Here is a 19,063-nt window from a genome sequence, read left to right as displayed (position 1 = left end):
TACAATACTACAATCCAAAGCTTGCGAGATTTAGTGCGACAAGTCCAGATTGCTGCTAGCAGGGTGAGTGAAAATTCCAGCAGTAACACTACCTCAGTAGTACAACTATCTAACCAAGCTCAACAGCAAGCAGAACGACTCGAACGCGCTTTGGAACAATTACAAATGATGGTAGCTTCCACCCAGGTAGTTGCTGTTGATGCCCAAAGAGTAGGACAGGCGGTGCAAGAAGCTAATAGAACCGTCCAAGCTGGCGATTCTCTGATGGAAAGAACCGTAGATGGCATTTTGGAGATTCGGGAAACCGTCTCCGAAACAGCGAAGAAGATTAAACGCCTCGGTGAAGCTTCTCAGAAAATCTCGAAAGTAGTCAGCCTGATCGAAAACTTTGCTACTCAAACTAATTTGCTGGCTCTGAATGCGGCGATTGAGGCTACCCGTGCCGGAGAGTACGGTAAAGGCTTTGCGGTGGTTGCAGATGAAGTGCGTTCCCTGGCTTATCAGTCAGCGAGTGCCACCACAGAAATTGAGCGACTCGTGCAAGAAATTCAAAGTGGAACCAACGAAGTTACCGAAGCAATGGAAGTCGGGATTACCCAAGTTGTCCAAGGCTCGAACTTAATCGATGAGACGCGTCATTCCCTGATTGCGATCGTGGCAGCTACCAACGAAATTGGTGGACTAGTGCAAGGAATTACTCAAGCAGTTTCCACGCAAAGCCAGCAATCTCAGATATTGACAGAAGCGATGATGGATGTATCGGCGATCGCTCGCAAGACTTCCCAAAGTGCCATCCACATTTCCGAGTCTTTTGAGGAACTACGAATGACTTCACAACAACTGGAAACCAGCGTTAGCCAGTTCAAAGTTGACTAAGTAAGTCGTGGTGAATATTTGTTCTCAGGATAAGGCAGGAGGCAGAAGGCAGGAGGCAGGAGGCAGGAGGCAGAAGGCAGGAGGCAGAAGGCAGGAGGCAGAAGTGAAGACTTATCTTCCTTGTCCCCCTTGTCCCCCTTATCTTCCTTGTCTCCCTTGTCCCCCTTGTCTCCCTCATCTTCCCCTGCCTCCCCTGCCTCCCCTGCCCCCCTGCCCCCCCTGCCTGCCTTAACAGATAAATCTCCTTGACACCAAGCGTATTATGAACCCCGATCTCATTAATCAAGCGCAGTTAGAGCAGGCTTTTCTGGCTGAAGCGGCAGAGTTGTTGCAAACCATTGAGCAAAGTCTGCTCGGTTTACTTGATGAAAAAACCACAGAAAAAGTTCACGCCTTGATGCGAAGCGCCCATACTCTCAAAGGGAGTGCTGCCAGTGTTGGACACGAAACGATTAAGACAATTGCCCATCATTTGGAAGATGTATTCCAGGCGTTATACCCTCAAGAGTTGGAAATCGATCCAGAATTGGGTGCTTTGCTTCTAGATGCTTATGAGTGCCTGCGAACTCCATTGAGTGCAACCTTGATGGGCTTATCCTACAATGAAGCAGAAATACTCGATAAAACTGCCTCAATCTTCGCCGAACTCCAACATAAACTAGGCGACTTTTTTGGTCGTGAGGCTCCGCTCCCCAATTCTGAAGAACTTGGCTTTGATGTAGTAGAGTCAATATTTTCTGGGAGTGTACCCCAGGATTTGCAACAGCTGGAAGCTGACATTCAAAGCCAAGATCCGCAGCAAATTCAAACAACACTCAACTCTCAAGCAGAATTTTTTGCCGAACTAGCAGCGTCTTATAGCTTATCTGGATTGGGAGAAATTGCCCAAGCAACCCTAAACGCTCTCAAAGCGCATCCAGACAAAGTACTGCAAATCGCTCAGGTGGCTTTAGAAAATTTTAAAGCGGCTCAAGCAACAGTACTCGCAGGCGATCGCATTCAAGGTGGAGAGATATTTCCCCAATTGCGAGAATGGGCAGGAATAACTACTCCTGTCCCAGAACCGCAAGGGCAGCCAGTTTCCATAGCTGCCCCACCCACACAAACGACTACAACTGAAAATCAGCCATCTCCTCTCCTCAGTGCCAGCGAAGCCGAATCAATTTGGTCGTTTTTCCCGAAGCGAACTGATAACTCCGTAGCGAAATCGCCGGAGGTACTGGAACCAATTTCTCAGGATTCAGTAGTAGCTCCCTCTGCCATAGATCGGATTTTACAGTCAATCTGGATAGGAGATCCACAGACATCCTGTCGATACACAGACTCAGAACGGCCAGCCTCTCCACCACCAGCGCCAAGCCTCCAGGCTCAGTCATCGGCAGCACTTCCCAGTATCCGAGTAGCGATCGAACAACTCGATCGCCTCAGCCATACGATTGGGGAATTGCTCATCAACGAAAACCAACAAAACCTCCAATCTAATCACATCCACAAAGCTGCTCAAGAGACTCTACTACAGTTTTTGCACTGTCAACAACAACTGAGTAAAGTTTCTACTTGGTCGGATCGACAATTGCTTCCCGAACGCGCAAAGCAGCGATACCCACGCTGCTCAATTGTCCCTGCTTCCCCAACTGGCCAGGCACAATCTAATTTTGATGCCTTAGAAATGGATAGCTATAGCGAGTTGCACATTCTCTTGCAAAATCTGACAGAAGACATGGTGCAATTAGGAGAACGGATTGAGACTTTTAATACTTTAGTTCAGCAATCTCGCTTTAGTCTCGGAAAGCGCAAGCAACTGCTCTCAGGAGCGCAGGAAGATTTGCTGCAAGCGAGAATGGTGCCACTGGGAACAGTGTTAAATCGCTTTCCTCGCCTCCTGCAACAGATGGTAGCAACTTATCATAAGCCTGTTGAACTTAAGCTTGACGGTACGAAAGTACTGGTCGATAAAGCCATTTCCGAGCAGCTGTACGATCCCTTGCTGCACATGATTCGCAATGCTTTCGATCACGGCATTGAATCAGTAGAAACCCGTAGACAGCAAGGTAAACCAGAAACCGGAACAATTACAATTCAAGCTTATCATCAAGGCAACCGCACTACTATTGAGGTACGAGATGATGGTCGAGGCTTTAACTGGGAATCCATTCGTCAACGAGGTATAGAAAAACACTTATTAACATCGGATCAAGCTGCCTACGCCTCCGAAGACCAACTGGCAGAGTTATTATTTGAACCAGGCTTTTCTACTGCTAACCAGGTTGGTGAGTTATCTGGCCGCGGTATCGGCTTAGATGTCGTTCGCACTCAATTGCAAGCTTTACAAGGTTCGATTGTGGTGCGATCGCTTTCAGGTCAGGGAACCACCTTCACCCTGCAATTGCCCCTGAGCTTAACAACGGCACGCTTGCTCGTTTGTCAATCTCAAGGTATTACTTATGCCTTGCTGTCTGAAGGAATTAGCCAAGTTTTATTACCGCAGCCAGACCAGATTCAAGTCCAGCAATCTTTACACGGTCAAGGTATGCAAAAATTCTGGCAGTGGGGAGAAGGGCAAAATCAGCAACTAGTTCCCATCCGCCCGCTTGCCAATTTGCTGGATTACAAATATCCTTTATTCACCCAAGACCACAATTTAACCCTCAGTCCTTTTCCAGTCAAACAACGCAACACCGTCGAACCTCTGCTACTGTTGCAAACAGAGCAGCAATACCTGTGTTTGCAAGTCGATCAGATTTTAGTCGAGCAGGAATTAGTAATTAAATCCCTCGGCAGAGTCCTGACTTTACCTAGTTACATCCAAGGCTACAGCGTGTTGGGAAATGGTAGTCTCACCCTAACGATTGACCCGTTGGAGTTAGTTCGTCAAACCTGGGAGACAGATATAATGCCGACTTCCCCGGCATCAAGTCTGACAACTAAACTCTTGCCTGCGCCTGAGACTGTTCTTACTCTAGAGGGGCAGCAATCTGAGCTAACGATAACCCAACCGCAACAACAGCCAATAGAACTTAATACAGCCGTTGCTCAACCCAACCGACTAACAGTGTTAGTGGTGGAAGATTCGGTTGTCCAAAGGCAAAGTTTGGTGCAGACGCTCCAGAAAGCCGATTATCAAGTGTTGCAAGCAGGCGATGGTCGAGAGGGAATCGCGCAAATGCTTCAACACGGTAATGTCAATCTAGTGATTTGTGACATTGAAATGCCACGGATGAATGGATTTGAGTTTTTAGAACACCATCGCCAAGACGAGCGTTTGTCCGGAATTCCTGTAGTGATGCTGACTACTCGTAGCGGCCAGAAACACCGCCAATTAGCTTTAGCTCTAGGGGCGAAAGCTTATCTAACCAAACCCTATTCCGAACAGAACTTCCTAGCCACCATCGGCGAACTGGTTAATGGGTAAAGGGGAAAGGAGAAAGGAATGGAAAGGAAAAAAATTGAAACTTTTGAGGATTTAAAAGTATGGCAAAAAGGTATTGACTTAGTTAAACAAATATACTTAATAACTAAGAAAGGTGAACTGAGTAAAGACTTTGCTTTAAGAGATCAGTTAAGACGTGCATCCGTATCAATACCTACAAATATTGCAGAAGGATTTGAACGATATTCTCGCAAAGAATACTTAAACTTTCTAAATATTGCTAAAGGGCTGCTGGTGAAGTTCGCAGTCTTTTAAGAGTAGCGTTAGAAGTGGGCTATCTAGACCAATCAACTTATACACAACTTTCTAATCAAGCTATAGAGTTGAGCCGTATGCTATCTAATCAAATTCAATCTATAAATCAGTCATTAAAATAATCAAACCTTTACCCCTTACCCTTTCCCCCTTCCCCTTCTTCATGAATATTTATGCTCAACACTCCCTTTCCGTTTAAGCGATTATCTGGCGCTGTGAGCGAAACCGACTCATTACGAGTCGTTGTTTTTGCGATCGCAGACTATTTATTTGCTCTGCCAGTTGGTGCAGTTCTCAAAGTGATTGCTTGTCCCCCTATTAGCAGTACGGTTGAAAGTGGTATCGGGATGGTCGATTTGGGAGCGCAAACTATTACGATTGTGGACTTGCGCCAAAAGTTAATTCCGCAATTACAAACCCAACAGGCGCATCAAGTTTCTGCGGTTGACACTTCAGGGCGCTTCCTACTCCTGACTCAAACGCGGACTGGGGAAATTTGTGGCATTTCTGTAGACAAGCCTCCTGCTTTAATCGATATTCCTTTGGAAGTTGTGCGTCCGGTGCCGTGGTCTTATCGGCAAGTGGCGGAGTTAAGCTGTGTGAGCCACATGGCTGTTTTGTCTGTAGCACCAAACGAGGAACCACTCAAAGTACTTCTTCTAGGCATGAGCCAGATATTGGCTGATAAGTTGGGGTTGCCCGGAACAACCCCAACCTTAACTCCTGGGCTGACATCAGGCGAACAACGGCAAAGATTTCTTCGTTTTTCCTTGGGCGATCGAGGAAGTGGATTGCTACCATTCCACTCATTACAGGACATTATTCATCTCGCTAGCCAAGAAATTTCCCCAGCCCCGGCCTTACCAAGTTGGATTTTAGGTTTCTATAATTGGCAAGGACAGATGTTGCGGGTGGTTGACTTAGAACATTTGCTTGGTTATGCGCCGCTTTTAAAGCGGCACTCACGACCAGAAAAGCCAATGGTTCTGGTTATCGAGCTGCAAAATCAGATAATCGGGTTTTTGGTAGCTCATGTCTACGATGTAGAGTGGCAGGATTTACAGCAAGCACAATCGGTACCAACCGACTTTTCTCCAAACAAACTGCAAAATTTTGTTCGAGGTATTCTGCCAGGCGATCGCTGGATTTTAGACACCAAAGCCATCGCCCAGACATTGCAATGGCAAACCCACTGATAAGAGGGAGGGGGCATAAAGGTACAAACCAAACTTCGTTCCGCTCCGCTAACACCCACAAGTGGCGTGATTTTTCCCCCTGCTCCCTTGCTCCCTGCTCCCCTGCTTTTTTATTTGACTTGATGCTGCCAAGGAGTTTTGTGTGACGATCGCAACTTTAGACCCTAATTTTGAAACCCAGCCTGACAATCAAATCCAGATAGAAGAAATTTTGGCTAATGTGGCTGTACTCAAAGCAGTCTTTCAATCTGCTAAGGGGCCAAAGGTCGCTCAATTGCAGCACAAGGTCAGTCAAATCGAAGCTTTTATCCAAGCTTTGACTCAGGATTCGCCCAGTAACAATGATGACTATGTGCAAAGGGCTTTTCAGTCCCAACGAGAACAACTGGCGGCAATTGCTCGGCAAATGCAGCAGGCAAAAGGCCAAACCGCACTTTTGGAAGCTACAGTCACCGCCTTGCGAGATGTTCTCAGTGCCGATCGCGTCCTGATTTATCGTTTTGAGGAAGATAATCGCACTCGAGCGATCGCTGAAGCTATACAACCGATTTGGACATCCTTGCTCAACCAATCCCTACCGATAAATTTGTTTGTTACTCAACCCGATGTTAGTGACCCAACTGAAGTATTAGAACTAACCCCACGCCAACAGCAATTTTGGCAACGCTTTCAGGTGCAAGCGAGTCTGTGCTTACCCTTGATTGTCAAACAACAGCCTTGGGGTTTGTTAGTGATTCAGCATTGCCTTGCACCCCGAAAATGGCAAGAAGCAGAGCGCAGTTTGCTGCAACAAGTAGGAATGATGTTGACAATTAACTTGCACTCGGCTGAAATAGTACCACCTGCTCAACAACTGTCACCGCCTCCCGAAAAGGCTGAATCTTTCGATCGCTCACAGTTATTAGTACCATTGCAGCAGGTGAGCCAGGCCGTACAACAAGGAGTAAGAATTGCCGAGCTAGAGCGCGAGTATTTAATGTCTATTCAAGATACTGTTACTTTTACTAATAAACAGCTGCAATACCTTGGTGAATTTTGCCAGCAAGCTTCTAGCTTTGTTGGCCTTGTGGAAGGCTTAAGTAGCAAAATTCAGATTTTGTCTTTAAATACAGCCATCGAAGCAACAAAAGCTAACGACCAGGAACTAAGTTTGTTAGCTGCTGCCGAACAGGTGGAAATTCTCGCCCGTCAAGCCCGCGAAAGCACTGTAAATATAGAGGAATGGTTCCAAGAACTTCAAGTAGCAACAAAAGACGTTGCTTCTGCTATCGAGCCCTGCGATCGCCAAATTAGTGCGGGGCTGGAGTCAATCGCGCAAATCCAAGAGCAATTTAGAGCGATCGCCCAGATTGCTGCTTCTACCCTCAAATCAATAGACCTCTTGCAAAAGTAACTTTTGCAAGATGGGGAAAGGGAAAAGGTTAAAGGGAAAAGGGTTTTTCTGAGCCGCTTTCCCCTTTCCCCCTTCCCCTTTTCCCGACTTCTGCAAGAAGTCTATAGAATTGTCACAAACCAGGAGTTTCGATGAGTACCGATTTTGTCCCCCAACCGCAGAACGACGATCGCTTTCTAGAAGAAGCGATCGATTTGTTACTGTTCTTGGAGCAGGAGTTGCCTAACTATACAAAAGACAGTAACCCCGGTACAGCTTTGGCTCTCATGGAAGCTGCTGGCTCTCTACATTCGATTGCTATCGCAGCCGAGTTAGATACGATTGCTATAGTTGCGGCTGCCCTAGAAGAGATTTTTCAGCTTTTGTATCAGTATCGAGCAACTATTGACGGCACAATTGCCTCTCTGTTGTCGGAAGGATTAGATTGCTTACAAATGCTATTGATGGCATTTTTAACAGCCTCGAAAATTGAGGAAGTAGAAATTCTGGAGCGGATGTCTGCCATTGTTGCTCGTCTGCAAGCAGAGTTTAGGGATTCCCAGGATACACACCTTGATACATCGTTAGAGCGATCGCAGAAACATCAATCAGTTATCCAGTTTGGCGATTCCTTGGCCGAGGTGGAATCTTCTGCATCTCTACCAGAGCAAGTTATGGTTAAAGACAAGGAACTAATAAGCCAAATTACACAATCCGTTAGTAGCGTTTGTGACTTAGATACTGAGCAGCTTCCCGTTAAGGTAAGGGAACTAGCAAACTTGGAGGAGTATGGGGAAGAAGATTTTCAGGCTTGGTTGGGAGATTTTTTCCTGCCTGCTGAAATATCTGAAGCATCCTTAGTTAAATCTTCGAGCGATCGCCATCCACTCTCTTTGCAAGAATTCATTCCCACCATTATTGCAACCAGTATTCCAGCCGCTACACCCATCAATATTCAACATCTCGAACAACTAAACGCGCTGATTGCAACATTACTAACTAACTACGATCGGCAAGCTTGTCACGAAGAACAACAGCAACATACCATCGGGCAGTTGCTACGACAAGTGAAGCGATTACAACGCCTGTTGGACAATTTACAGGAATGGTCAGGACGTTTAGCAGCAATTTCAGATACCCTTTCTCCTCTAGCTGCTTCTCGCTCTCAGCAATTGTACAGTACTCTGCAATCTGTTTTAGCCCAAGCGTCTCAGGTGACATCAACTGTTCATTCCCTGAATAACGATCGCCATCAACTCAAACAAGAACTCATACAGCAGGAAAATTTACTTAATCGTTCTGCCGATTTAGTCAAAAAAGTTACAAACATTTCTTTAAAAGTAGCCTTAGAACCGTTGCATCGGCTTTGGTCACAGTTACAAGCTCTACAAGATAAGTCTGCTAGATTACATTTACAAATTAGCGATATTCAAGTCGATCGCGCGTTTAGCGATCGCCTCCGTGTCCTCCTGTTGCATATAAGTTGCTATTTACTAGAGCAAAGTATAGAATCTTCCCAAACACGCCAACAGCTAGGTAAAAATAGCAACGGAATTATTGAAATTCAAATTTACCAGCAGGGAAATCAATTAATTATTGATGGCTGTGATGATGGTGCAGGACTTAACTTATCTCAAATCTATCAACAAGCTTTAGCCCAAGGATTCGCCCTGACAAAACCAGGGGATATTTTACAAGTGACTGAGTTGGTACTTGAACCAGAGGTTTCATCTGTTTTGTGCGATCGGGCTGCCTTAGAGTTAGGAGCAGAATTAACCGAAGTTTGCAAGCAATTAACAGCTATTCAAGGAAGAATAGTATTGAAGTCTAAAGCTGGACATGGTACAGCCTTCTCGCTGCAAATTCCCCTAGAGCAAAAAATTGCTCAACTGATTGTCTGTCAAGCTAACTCCAGAGTATATGCATTTATTGCCGATTCCGTAGAGCAAATTTGTCTATCCCAGTCCGAACAAATTATCCAAACTCAAGCGGGACGTATGTTATTATTGCAGTCTTCTGGCACCAGTGGCTTCCTTGGTTATGCTGACGAGCATCTGACAACAGAAATGCTCGTCCCTATCTACTTATTGACTGATGTGCTGACTTGTCTTAACCACCTTCCCACTTCAGTTACTACCTACAGCACAGATACACTAAATGCTTTCAAGCAGGATAAGCCTTTATTAGTATTTCGTTACTTAAACAAACGATGTGCTGTAGAAGTAGATTGCATCATCGGCAAGCAATCCTCTGCAATCCATCCTCTGGGGGAAGCAATCCCAGTTGCTGCTTATATCCAAGGATCTAGCATTCTTGCCAATGGGCAACTTAGCCTGGTTTTGGATGGTCAGCTTCTCACAAAATCTCTAGAGTGAATCAATACCTGCCGAAAAAACTAAGTTACGACGATACTATCCTCAAATACTTTTGCAGTCTGGAAGACCCTCGAATTGAGGTAAGTCCTACAAGAAATCTCAAATATTAAACTGATATCCATCCACGAGGTAGAAGAAACTACTTACAAAATTCCGTATTGTAGAATTGCTGTCTTAAAATCAGGAAAAAACGCTCGTGGTTCCCATTAGAGATAATAATCCGACAAAAATCACGCCTTATGTAACTTATGGGCTGATTGCTGCCAATGTCCTCGCTTTTCTTTATGAAGCAAATCTTCCTCCACAAGCATTAAATGGATTTTTACATCTTGCGGCTGTAGTTCCACGAGAACTGACTTTAAGTTTTGCGGGTATCTCTGTACATCAACCAGTTCCAGAGTGGGCGACTTTGATTACTTCCCAATTTTTGCACGGTGGTTTCTTGCACTTAGCTGGGAATATGTTGTTTCTCTGGATTTTTGGCAACAACGTTGAAGATAAGTTAGGTCATGCCAAATATTTACTGTTTTATTTATCTTGCGGTGTTTTGGCATCCTTGACCCAGTGGTTCTTCGCTCAAGATTCTAGCATTCCTTCTTTGGGTGCAAGTGGTGCGATCGCAGGTGTTATGGGTGCATATATTCTTCGCTTTCCCAACGCCGAAGTCCTTGGCGTTGTACCTTTAGGGTTTTTCTTCCCAACTTTCCGTGTCCCCGCATATTTCTTTTTAGGATTCTGGTTTCTCGAACAAGCCTTCTACGGATTTACCAGCCTGGAAGCACGTACCAACATCGGTATGGAAAGCGGTGGTATTGCCTACTGGGCCCATGCAGGCGGGTTTATCTTTGGGGCAATTCTTGGCCCACTGTTGGGTTTATTTAGCGATAAATCTCAGGAAGAATCTTGGTACAAGTAATTTTTAATATAGGACTCGTATTTGATTGCGTGAAAAAAACTTAGTACACATTCATTAATTCTTCCCTATTCCCTCCCTACGCAAATAATTTCTCCGAATCAAAGCGGATTCCTATAGTATCGTTTTTAGCCTCAATTATGCTGATTGATTGAATAGGTGAAATTGTTTAACCTTCGCAACTGCTAGCCTGACAAGCTATATTGCAGTTAGTCAATAATTTAGGAAAAACATCTGTGTTTCCCCTCTACGATGAAAATCCGACGCGAATTACCCCGTATTTCACCTATGGGTTAATTGGCATGAATGTTTTAGTTTTTATTCACGAGGTGAGCCTGTCACATGCACAATTGAGTCAGTTTTTAAGTGAGTATGCAGTAGTACCTCAAGAGTTAACTACTAATTTGAATGGAGAGTGGATAACGTTATTTACGTCGCAATTTTTACATGGTGGTTGGTGGCACTTAATCTCAAATATGGTGTTTCTCTGGGTTTTTGGCAACAATATTGAAGATCGATTGGGTCATGCCAAATATCTGATTTTTTATTTGGCATGTGGTGCTTTAGCTGCCTTGTGCCAATGGTTTATTGGGATGAATTCTGAGATTCCTTCTTTGGGGGCAAGTGGTGCAATTTCTGGGATTTTAGGTGCGTACATTATCCGCTTTCCCCACGCTCAAGTCATGACTTTAATATTTTTGGGGTTTTTCATCACCACAATCAGAGTTCCAGCACTAGTAATAATTGGACTTTTCATCGTGCAAAATGTAATTTCCGGTCTTGCTACCCTGCAAACAGCCGCTAACATGAGCGTGGAAACTGGTGGAGTCGCATATTGGGCGCACATCGGTGGTTTTGTCTTTGGGGTAATTCTTGCTCCCTTATTTGGCTTGTTTCGGCGCGACTGAATACAGCATTTTCTGAAACTCGTAGCACAAAAATTGCTACCTCTCAATTCTCTGTCCTAATCTTCTCAACGAAACGCTTCTCTTTCTGAGACGCTAAAGCGAATGCCAATGCCATACTCTGCGTTAAAATTTATACATTTGAAAACTATTAGTTTTTGTTGGCACTCGCTGAAACTTCTTCTGACTGTTCTACTTGAGATGTAAATGTTGATGATTTTGCAACTTCTTCAGGTACAGAAACGATGATATCAGCACCATTAATAATTGCTCCCAATAACCCCAGTTCAGATTCAACCAATTGATCGATAGTTTCACCTAGCATATTCTCTTGCGTATAGTTTGGTCGCGCCACCAATACGATCCCATCGCTGTAGGGTTGAATTAACAATGGGTCATTGGATGTGCTGAGTGGGCTAGTATCTAAAATAACTAAATCAAATCGTTCGCGGACATCTTCGATCAGCCGCCGCATTTCGCTGGATTCAAGAATAGCAGCGGATTGCCGTACTGGGCCAGGGCTGGGAAGAATGTATAAATTTTCAACATCAGGAACTAAACGAATACATTCACTCAAATTAGCGTAATAACGCAGGGGTTCAATAGTAGCTTCAGGGTCAGGGATTACTTTCAAGGATGTACAACGAGAAGGCGATCGCAAATCTGTTTCAATAATTAGAGTTCTTTTACCAGCACGAGCGGAAGCAACACCCAAATTATAAGCACTTGCCGTTTTCCCCTCTAGGCTACTGGTGCTAGTAATTAATACTACCTTTAAGTTTTTACCACCAATCCGGCGCATATTACTACGGAATTTCTCATAAAATTCTAAATAAGGAGAATCTTGGGAAAATACTACCGGTACTGCATCTGGCTCCAAATCATCAACTGGCATTAAAGGCAATTCTCCCAACAGTGCCACTTCTCGTTGCTTGAGGCTCTCGCGAATATCCTCTCTGGTTTTGAAAGTCCCTTCCAGCGCTCCTAACAAAAATATCACCCCGCCACCAATCAATACACCTAAGAAACCACCCACAGCAAGGGTAATAGGCACACTCTTCGGAGGTTTAGGATCGACAGTAACTGCGGGGCGTCTGGCAATACTAAGGCTGCTAGTAGTTTCTGCCTCTGCGGTTTTGGCATCGGTTAGCTTCGCCTGCATTTGGTCATAGATGCCTTTTTTGAGTCCAACCTCCTGTTCTAAACGCGATCGCTCTAATTGCTTATTAGGTATCAGAGCATACTCTCGCCGGAGTCGCGCTTCTAGTTGGATTTCTTGAGCTAGTTGTTGTTGCAGTGTCTCCCGTTGGGTTTGTAAAGACACCATTTGGTTTGCCAATTGCTGGCGTGTTGGATCTAAACTGCTTTGAGTCCGAATACCTGCAACGCTACCCTGAAGCGGAGCCGCAGTTCCACCACCACCTAAAACCTCAGCAGCACGTTGTTGTAGTAATTCCTCAGCAGCTTGTTTCTGACGCATTAACTGCACCATCGTTGGATGTTCCGGCCGCAAATCTTTTCTGAGTACAGCGATTTGCGATTCACTTTGATAAATTTGCGCTCGTAAGTTACCAATAATTGGATCGGCACTCAAAGCAGAAGAAACATAAGCTTGTCCGACTGTTAAGCCTAACTTATTTTGTAAACTGCGAGCTTGACCATCAACCCCAGAAATAGTTAATTGAAGTTGTCGTTGTAGATTTTGGCTGGCAGTAATGGCGCTTAACAAGCTGCCATTCTCTGCTGCTAATATTGCAGTTCGCTCGACGCGATCGTATTGTTCCAGCTTCTTTTCAGCAATTTGCAATTCCCGTTTAGCTTGTGGTGTGCGATCGTTAATCTTTTGAATAATTGCTTGTAAGCGCCCAGTATTGATGTCACTACTCAACTTAATCATTGCTTGCATCAATTCCGTCACTACCTGTATGGCTCGTTTGGCGTCACTATCTACATATTTAAGTTCAAAGGTAGAAGACTCTAATTCTCCACTCTTAGCATTTTTTTTAGGTAGAGCAAGAGCAAGACTTGCACCGAGTTGTTTCGGTTTGACACCAACTTTCTCCGCCACACCTGCAATTATCTGGTTTGATAGTAAAACTTCCTCATTTAGTTCCTTCCCTTGCTGTTGGATTTCATTACCAGTTGCAGAGAAAGAAACTGGTGGTCCACTATAAGTAAGTGCCCCAGATGCTATATAGCTAGTAGGTGGCTCTGGTTGCATAGCTACCACAGTTGATCCGGCGACAACTAAACCAAAACTAGCTAATCCAATCCACTTATATTTATCAAAAGCAATCAGATAGCGTTTAACAATTGGTGGGGTCATGGTCGCTTCGCTCCAATTCAAAATTTAAATATTCAAAATTCAAAATTTAGGAAGCACCAAACTAAAGATAGTGGCTTTGATACAAGTATGCTATCAACTTCCTACTGTATATATCGGTTGATATCTTTAATATTTTTCCATTAATAAATTCAAATATCAGTTAGACATGTGGCTTCCTACACGCCAAACTATTTCTAGGTTGTATCCTTTTTTTATGTTACTATCTCGAGCCACCTCCGATGTTGTCAAAAAACCGGAGAAAGGATTGAACATTGAAGAAAGGTTGGGTAATGGTGGTCAAGAAATTAGTAATTCTACCAATGAGGTTCCGACCAACAACAATAACATCGTTATCTTGAAGTGCTACATTTTGCGACGCATCACCGCCGAGAGCTTTTTTAGCATCAAGTTTTTGAGTAACAGCTTTGCCTCGTTCTGAATCAAAGCGAACCAGAGCAATATCTCTCAAATTAGCAGTGTCTAGATTTACACCTCCCAAAGCATCTACAAATGTACTGCCGTTGGGCAGTGCTTGAATGGAAAGACCACCCGCAGCGTAGTTTAAAACTCGGACTCTAATCTGTGGTGTGGCTAAGGATGAACGTGCTACTAAATTGCGGTCATAACCATCCTCATTACCAACTTCACGACGGGGCACGAGTATCGCATCTCCGTCTTGTAAGCGTAAATTCGGGATTGAACCGCCATTTTGCAGTGCTGCGTATAAGTCAATAGTTTGTGAAATCACAGAACCATCGATTAACTTTCGGCGTACTTGCACCTGTCGCAGGTCTGCATTCAACGTTGAACCACCAGATACTAGCAAAGCATCAGCAACGCGGGGTGTTGGTGAATTAATTGGATAAATTCCTGGTCGAAATATTTCCCCGCTAATGGTAACTTGAACTGGTCGCGTTCCTGCTAAGGATACTACCACGATTGGATCTGGGAAAAAGCGACTCAAGCCCAGGCGAATTTTTTCTTGAGCTTCTTCCAAGGTTAAACCTTTTAATGACACCGTTCCGACTTGTGGCACGATGATGTTGCCTTCTGCACTAATTACAGCTTGAAAACTAAGGTCTGGACGCTGCGTTACTAAGGCTAAAACTATGATTGGATCGACTACATAACGATTTAAACCCAAGCGAATTTTTTCTTGAGCTTCTTCCAAAGTTAAACCTTGTAAAGAAACTGTTCCCAATAACGGCACCGCAATATTACCTTCTGGGTTAATTAAAGCTTGAAAGCTTAAATCTGGAAAGCGCTGAACCGAAACGCTAATTCCATCCCCTATGCCTAAACGGTATGGGCCAGGAGGACGCTGAAGCACAACACCAATTGCATCTCCTGGTCCCAAGAGGTAGCGACTGAGTTGCGGAGAAATTTCTTCATTCGTACCTTGAGGTATAACTTCAGTACCTGGCAAAGGCGAAGGGAATAGCCCTGGTGATTGTCTTTGAGATGGAAAAGGTTGGGCAACAACAAGTTGGATAGGTGTTGTTAAGAAAACTCCTACTTGAAGACTGACAAAACACAAGGCGCTGAATCCACGCATATAATAACTGGGATCTATGAACATCGGTGCAGAAAATATTTATATTAGAAATTAGTAGCGCCGAGGGGTTATTTTACTCTAAAAATGCCTTCAATGTCTCTTTTATCTACAAGTATTTACCAAGAGAAAGAGAATAACTTTGCTAAATTTAATTTCTAATTTCATGTTATTAACATCATTTTAGGTGAATTTCAACCTGAACATAATTTATAGAGATACTTTTGAAGAATCTCTGCACAACTGCATCTATAACAAACTCTACAAAGGGCCTGCCATTAATGCAGCTTGTACTGTTTCCCCAATAGACTGGGCTAAAGGCCAAGATGTTTCTACCTGCCCCAAAGGTTCCATTGGAATCAGAATGCTCACGCCAACCCAAGGAGTGCGTTGCTTGCGCCACTGTGCCAGTTGATCTGCCAAGAACCAGTGAAAAGGTGATGGATTTCCGCCGTCTGGCATCGCATACCATTGCAAAACAGCGAAGGTTTGCTGTGGTGTAGAGGCGCGAAAAAATCTAGCTTCTACTTTAGTTTCGACATTAGAAGCCAACTTTGCAGATGGTTTGACAGTAAATTCCGCAGAACGAGATTGAGCTACATCCCACTTTCCCCAGCGTGACCCTTCCCCAACCGTTAACATCTGTCCACTCTACCTCTGGTTGATCCATAGGCCCATTTTGCGGCAACAAAAGCAGGATTGCTTGGGATTCGGAACCTTCTTTTTTAATTACTTGCAAAGACCAATTATGTTCGCCAATTTGCTGTTCTGCTTGTTCAATGGTTTGCCAACCAGGAAGGGTTAACCCAGTCTTGCGGATCTGTTTTAATTCGTGGAGGGTAGGAACAGGGGGCGGTTGTTTCCATTGCCAGTGTCCTGTCAGATATCCGGGAACCCCCGCCATTGCTAGCAGCAGTAGCAATAACAAAAGTGCTGCTACCTGAGTCAATTGGTTTTCCTTGAAAAATTTAGAGAAGGAAATCATCAGTAAAATTTGCAATACTTAGGCAAAATCTTACTTTATAAAATCACATTGTGAGTTCAGTAATATTTAGGACTTACGTATAAGCGATCAAAAATTAAGGGAGTGGAGAGTGGAGAACAGGGGAGAAGTTGCAGTAATTTTTCCCCTCTTCCTCTCTGCCTCTTGTGCCCAATGCCTAATGGTGCTAACTTTCTGCTTCTTGCTCAGTTTCTAGAGATGCTGAAAAATAGTTATTAATCCAATTCAGTAAGGGCACTAGTGACACCAGCATACAAGCAGAGTAGAGATCGCCACCCCAACCCTCATGCAGCCATTTAAAAGCGGCTTCTTGACCCGTGCCGTGAAAGAAAGTCAGTAAAGTATTACGAATGATATTGGCAGTAATACTAACGATCGCAGCAAGAGATAAAAACGATATAGTTGTCCGCCGTGAAGACAAAGCATCTGTCCAATAAAGCAGCATCAAACCAACGTAGAGAGTCGTAAACAACATTTTCAGCCCTGCACAATAAGGAGCAACTTCTACAATCCGTCCTCCTACGTAAAGATTGATCTCATCTACGGTTACTTCCATCCCAAATTGATTCAGTATGAAGCCTGCTGTGCCAGCGATGAAGCTTTGCAGAGGCATGGTATAGGGAGCAATGAGATAGGGTAATGCTGTTGGGGTGGCTAAAAATACTAGTAGTAGAGGAAATCCTTGTAATTGCAAACCTGCTATTCCCTTAAACCACAAGCATAATCCGATTAATATAACGGGCAAGGAAAGGTTAACCCACTCTGTAACACCGCTAAGATAAAAAGCTGCCCCTAATAACAATAAAACAGCGCCCAAAGGATTGATAGTATCTGGCAAACGTCTCCACTTTTTCCGGTTCATCCAGCCCAGATAAGCCGCAAATGGTAGACCAATAATCCCGTGGCTGAAATATTCGTGTTCTGTACTGATATTTTTGTGCAGCCAACCATCCAACCAGTGTAGCAATATTGGAGCATAAAGCAGCAGCAAAACGCCTAAAATAGCTAGATTTAACAAGCCTGATGCGTTTATATTTTTAACCTGTTGCTGGAGTGCCATGATTTTAAGTATTAGTCATTAGTCATTGGTCATTAGTAATTGGTCATTAGTCATTGGTCATTTGCAAAGGATAAATGACAAAGGACAAATGACAAATTAAGTATGAATTAACTTCAGGCTACCACGCTGCCCAGGTCAGCAGTAGATAGATTATCTACCTGATAACTTGTTGAGACTGCATTGGCGATCGCTGCTACAACTTCTTTAACTTGGCTACTACTTAAACCAGGATACATCGGCAATGATAATATTTGCTTTGACAACTTCTCTGCTTGGGGAAAATCTCCTGGTTGATAGCCTAAGTTAGTAAATGCTGGCTGGAGATGACAAGGAATTGGGTAGTGAATACCAGTTTGAATTCCCGCCGCAGTGAGTTTTTCCTGGAGTTGGTGGCGTTCTATTGGGCAAGAATCATCTACTTTAATCACATAAAGATGATAAACGTGTCCTGTATCGCTTTGATTTTCTATGGGGATAATTCCAGCAGTTGCTAAGGGTGCTAGTTTAATATCATACTGTTTGGCAATAGTCAAGCGCTCGCGATTCCACTGCGGCAAATATGGAAGTTTTTTGTGCAAAATTGCTGCTTGCAAAGTATCCAAGCGGCTATTCGTACCTGGTTCAGTATGAAAATACTTTTGCGATGCACCATAATTGCGCAAGCGCACCATCTTCTGGGCTACATCTGAATCTCGTGTCAGCAGGATTCCTCCATCCCCAAATGCTCCCAAATTTTTGCTGGGATAGAAACTAAAAGCTGCTGCTATTCCTACTGAACCAGCGTAATATCCGTCTCTTTGGGCGAGATGTGCTTGGGCGGCATCTTCAAAAATTAGGAGTTTGTAGGTATCGGCAAAGTTCACTAGATCGCGTGGTGATACCATCTGACCATAGAGATGCACGGGGATGATTGCTTTAGTCTGAGGCGTAATTGCCTTTGCGGCTTCTCTTAAATCAATTAAAGCAGTTTGGCGATCGCAATCTACCAAAATTGGCTTGGCGCCAGCACGTAGCACCCCAATTAAGGTGGCGACAAAAGTATTTGCGGGTAAAATTACTTCATCGCCAGCACCAATATTACACGCTTGTAATCCCAAAGCGATCGCATCTGTTCCTGATGCTACACCAACTCCATAAGCCGTACCAGATACTGCTGCAAATGCTGCTTCAAAATCTGAGAGTGCTTGCCCTAAAATAAAATCTCCCCGTTCCAATACAGATTGGATTGCATCTTGCAATTGCGTTTGAATTGGTTCATGTTGTAAACTTAGGTCTACAAAAGGAACTCTAATAGTCATTTTATTCATTACCAGTCGTCCTCAAAAAATGTTTCCTCACATGGAAAAAATAGAAAACCTTGTACAATTTTCGACATGAAATTGTCATAGATTTAATCTATTAGATAAAGGCTTAGATCAATTATTTAGTCGTCGATTATGGTTTTCAAAATCACGCCCTCTTAATTTGAGTGCCCAAAGTCGCCATCAGACTTCTCTAAAGCCGGCACTCCAACTTCTCTCAAAATTCAAAAAGTTCATAAACTGGGCTTTTCAATAATTTGGTAGTTTGCTAATCCGTAGAGATATGGTTGGCCTATTTAGGTCATCTTGCACTAGGATTATCATCTCTGGGTGCTAGTTGTTATCAGTAAAATGTCTATATTTAATTACACTAACATCTATTTTATTAAGTAAATCTACTTTGAATGTTCAAGTCAAAATTTTCCCTTATATACATAAAGAATGATAGCCCCTTTGTATTGTATCCTTAGCATTAGCTTACCCTGGCTGAATTCAAATC

At 43.7% G+C, this 19,063-nt stretch carries 13 protein-coding genes and 1 pseudogene; 9 read left to right on the top strand and 5 right to left on the bottom strand.

The features are described from left to right. Window positions 1-33 precede the first annotated feature (33 nt). The 9 genes from NSTCB13_RS25115 to NSTCB13_RS25075 all read left to right on the top strand — a co-directional run bounded on the left by NSTCB13_RS25115 (window position 34) and on the right by NSTCB13_RS25075 (window position 11,325). Window positions 34-876, top strand: coding sequence for a methyl-accepting chemotaxis protein (locus NSTCB13_RS25115; protein ID WP_448274153.1), 843 nt, complete (start codon window positions 34-36; stop codon window positions 874-876). A gap of 262 nt (window positions 877-1,138) precedes the next feature. Continuing rightward, the gene (locus NSTCB13_RS25110) at window positions 1,139-4,288 is read left to right on the top strand and encodes a hybrid sensor histidine kinase/response regulator (RefSeq protein ID WP_448274152.1); all 3,150 of its coding nucleotides are present in this window, start codon (window positions 1,139-1,141) and stop codon (window positions 4,286-4,288) included. An 18-nt stretch (window positions 4,289-4,306) separates the two neighbouring features. Beyond that, window positions 4,307-4,561, top strand: a complete 255-nt coding sequence (locus tag NSTCB13_RS25105) for a four helix bundle protein (protein WP_448274151.1) — start codon at window positions 4,307-4,309, stop codon at window positions 4,559-4,561. A 14-nt stretch (window positions 4,562-4,575) separates the two neighbouring features. Continuing rightward, the gene (locus tag NSTCB13_RS25100; RefSeq protein WP_448268191.1) at window positions 4,576-4,683 is read left to right on the top strand and encodes a hypothetical protein; all 108 of its coding nucleotides are present in this window, start codon (window positions 4,576-4,578) and stop codon (window positions 4,681-4,683) included. A gap of 51 nt (window positions 4,684-4,734) precedes the next feature. Continuing rightward, complete coding sequence (locus NSTCB13_RS25095) at window positions 4,735-5,757, top strand: chemotaxis protein CheW (protein ID WP_448268190.1); 1,023 nt, start codon at window positions 4,735-4,737, stop codon at window positions 5,755-5,757. A 142-nt stretch (window positions 5,758-5,899) separates the two neighbouring features. Further along, complete coding sequence (locus tag NSTCB13_RS25090) at window positions 5,900-7,150, top strand: GAF domain-containing protein (protein ID WP_448274150.1); 1,251 nt, start codon at window positions 5,900-5,902, stop codon at window positions 7,148-7,150. A gap of 131 nt (window positions 7,151-7,281) precedes the next feature. Next, a complete protein-coding gene (locus NSTCB13_RS25085) occupies window positions 7,282-9,504 on the top strand; it encodes a hypothetical protein (protein ID WP_448274149.1) in 2,223 nt (740 codons plus the stop codon). Window positions 9,505-9,700: 196 nt separating this feature from the next. Beyond that, window positions 9,701-10,420: a rhomboid family intramembrane serine protease gene (locus NSTCB13_RS25080; RefSeq protein WP_445630254.1), complete on the top strand. Its 720-nt coding sequence runs from the start codon at window positions 9,701-9,703 to the stop codon at window positions 10,418-10,420. Between the two features lie 233 nt (window positions 10,421-10,653). Continuing rightward, complete coding sequence (locus NSTCB13_RS25075; RefSeq protein ID WP_322707346.1) at window positions 10,654-11,325, top strand: rhomboid family intramembrane serine protease; 672 nt, start codon at window positions 10,654-10,656, stop codon at window positions 11,323-11,325. 148 nt (window positions 11,326-11,473) lie between these two features. Here NSTCB13_RS25075 and NSTCB13_RS25070 read toward each other — a convergent pair whose 3' ends face one another. From NSTCB13_RS25070 to NSTCB13_RS25050, 5 genes and pseudogenes are all read right to left on the bottom strand, one after another. Continuing rightward, entirely contained in the window at window positions 11,474-13,648 is a 2,175-nt protein-coding gene (locus tag NSTCB13_RS25070; protein ID WP_448274148.1) for a GumC family protein, read from the bottom strand. 220 nt (window positions 13,649-13,868) lie between these two features. After that, window positions 13,869-15,227: a polysaccharide biosynthesis/export family protein gene (locus NSTCB13_RS25065; RefSeq protein WP_448274147.1), complete on the bottom strand. Its 1,359-nt coding sequence runs from the start codon at window positions 15,225-15,227 to the stop codon at window positions 13,869-13,871. A 234-nt stretch (window positions 15,228-15,461) separates the two neighbouring features. Continuing rightward, window positions 15,462-16,185: pseudogene (locus NSTCB13_RS25060) on the bottom strand (cyanoexosortase B system-associated protein). 184 nt (window positions 16,186-16,369) lie between these two features. After that, on the bottom strand, window positions 16,370-17,263 hold the full coding sequence (crtB, locus tag NSTCB13_RS25055; RefSeq protein ID WP_445630258.1) for a cyanoexosortase B: 894 nt from the start codon (window positions 17,261-17,263) through the stop codon (window positions 16,370-16,372). A 113-nt stretch (window positions 17,264-17,376) separates the two neighbouring features. After that, entirely contained in the window at window positions 17,377-18,570 is a 1,194-nt protein-coding gene (locus tag NSTCB13_RS25050) for a DegT/DnrJ/EryC1/StrS family aminotransferase (protein ID WP_448274146.1), read from the bottom strand. Window positions 18,571-19,063: the final 493 nt, after the last annotated feature.

It is taken from the genome of Nostoc sp. DSM 114160 (genome assembly GCF_053470305.1).
Note: the sequence above shows the minus strand (reverse complement) of the source record. Positions and strands in the feature narration are given on the sequence as shown.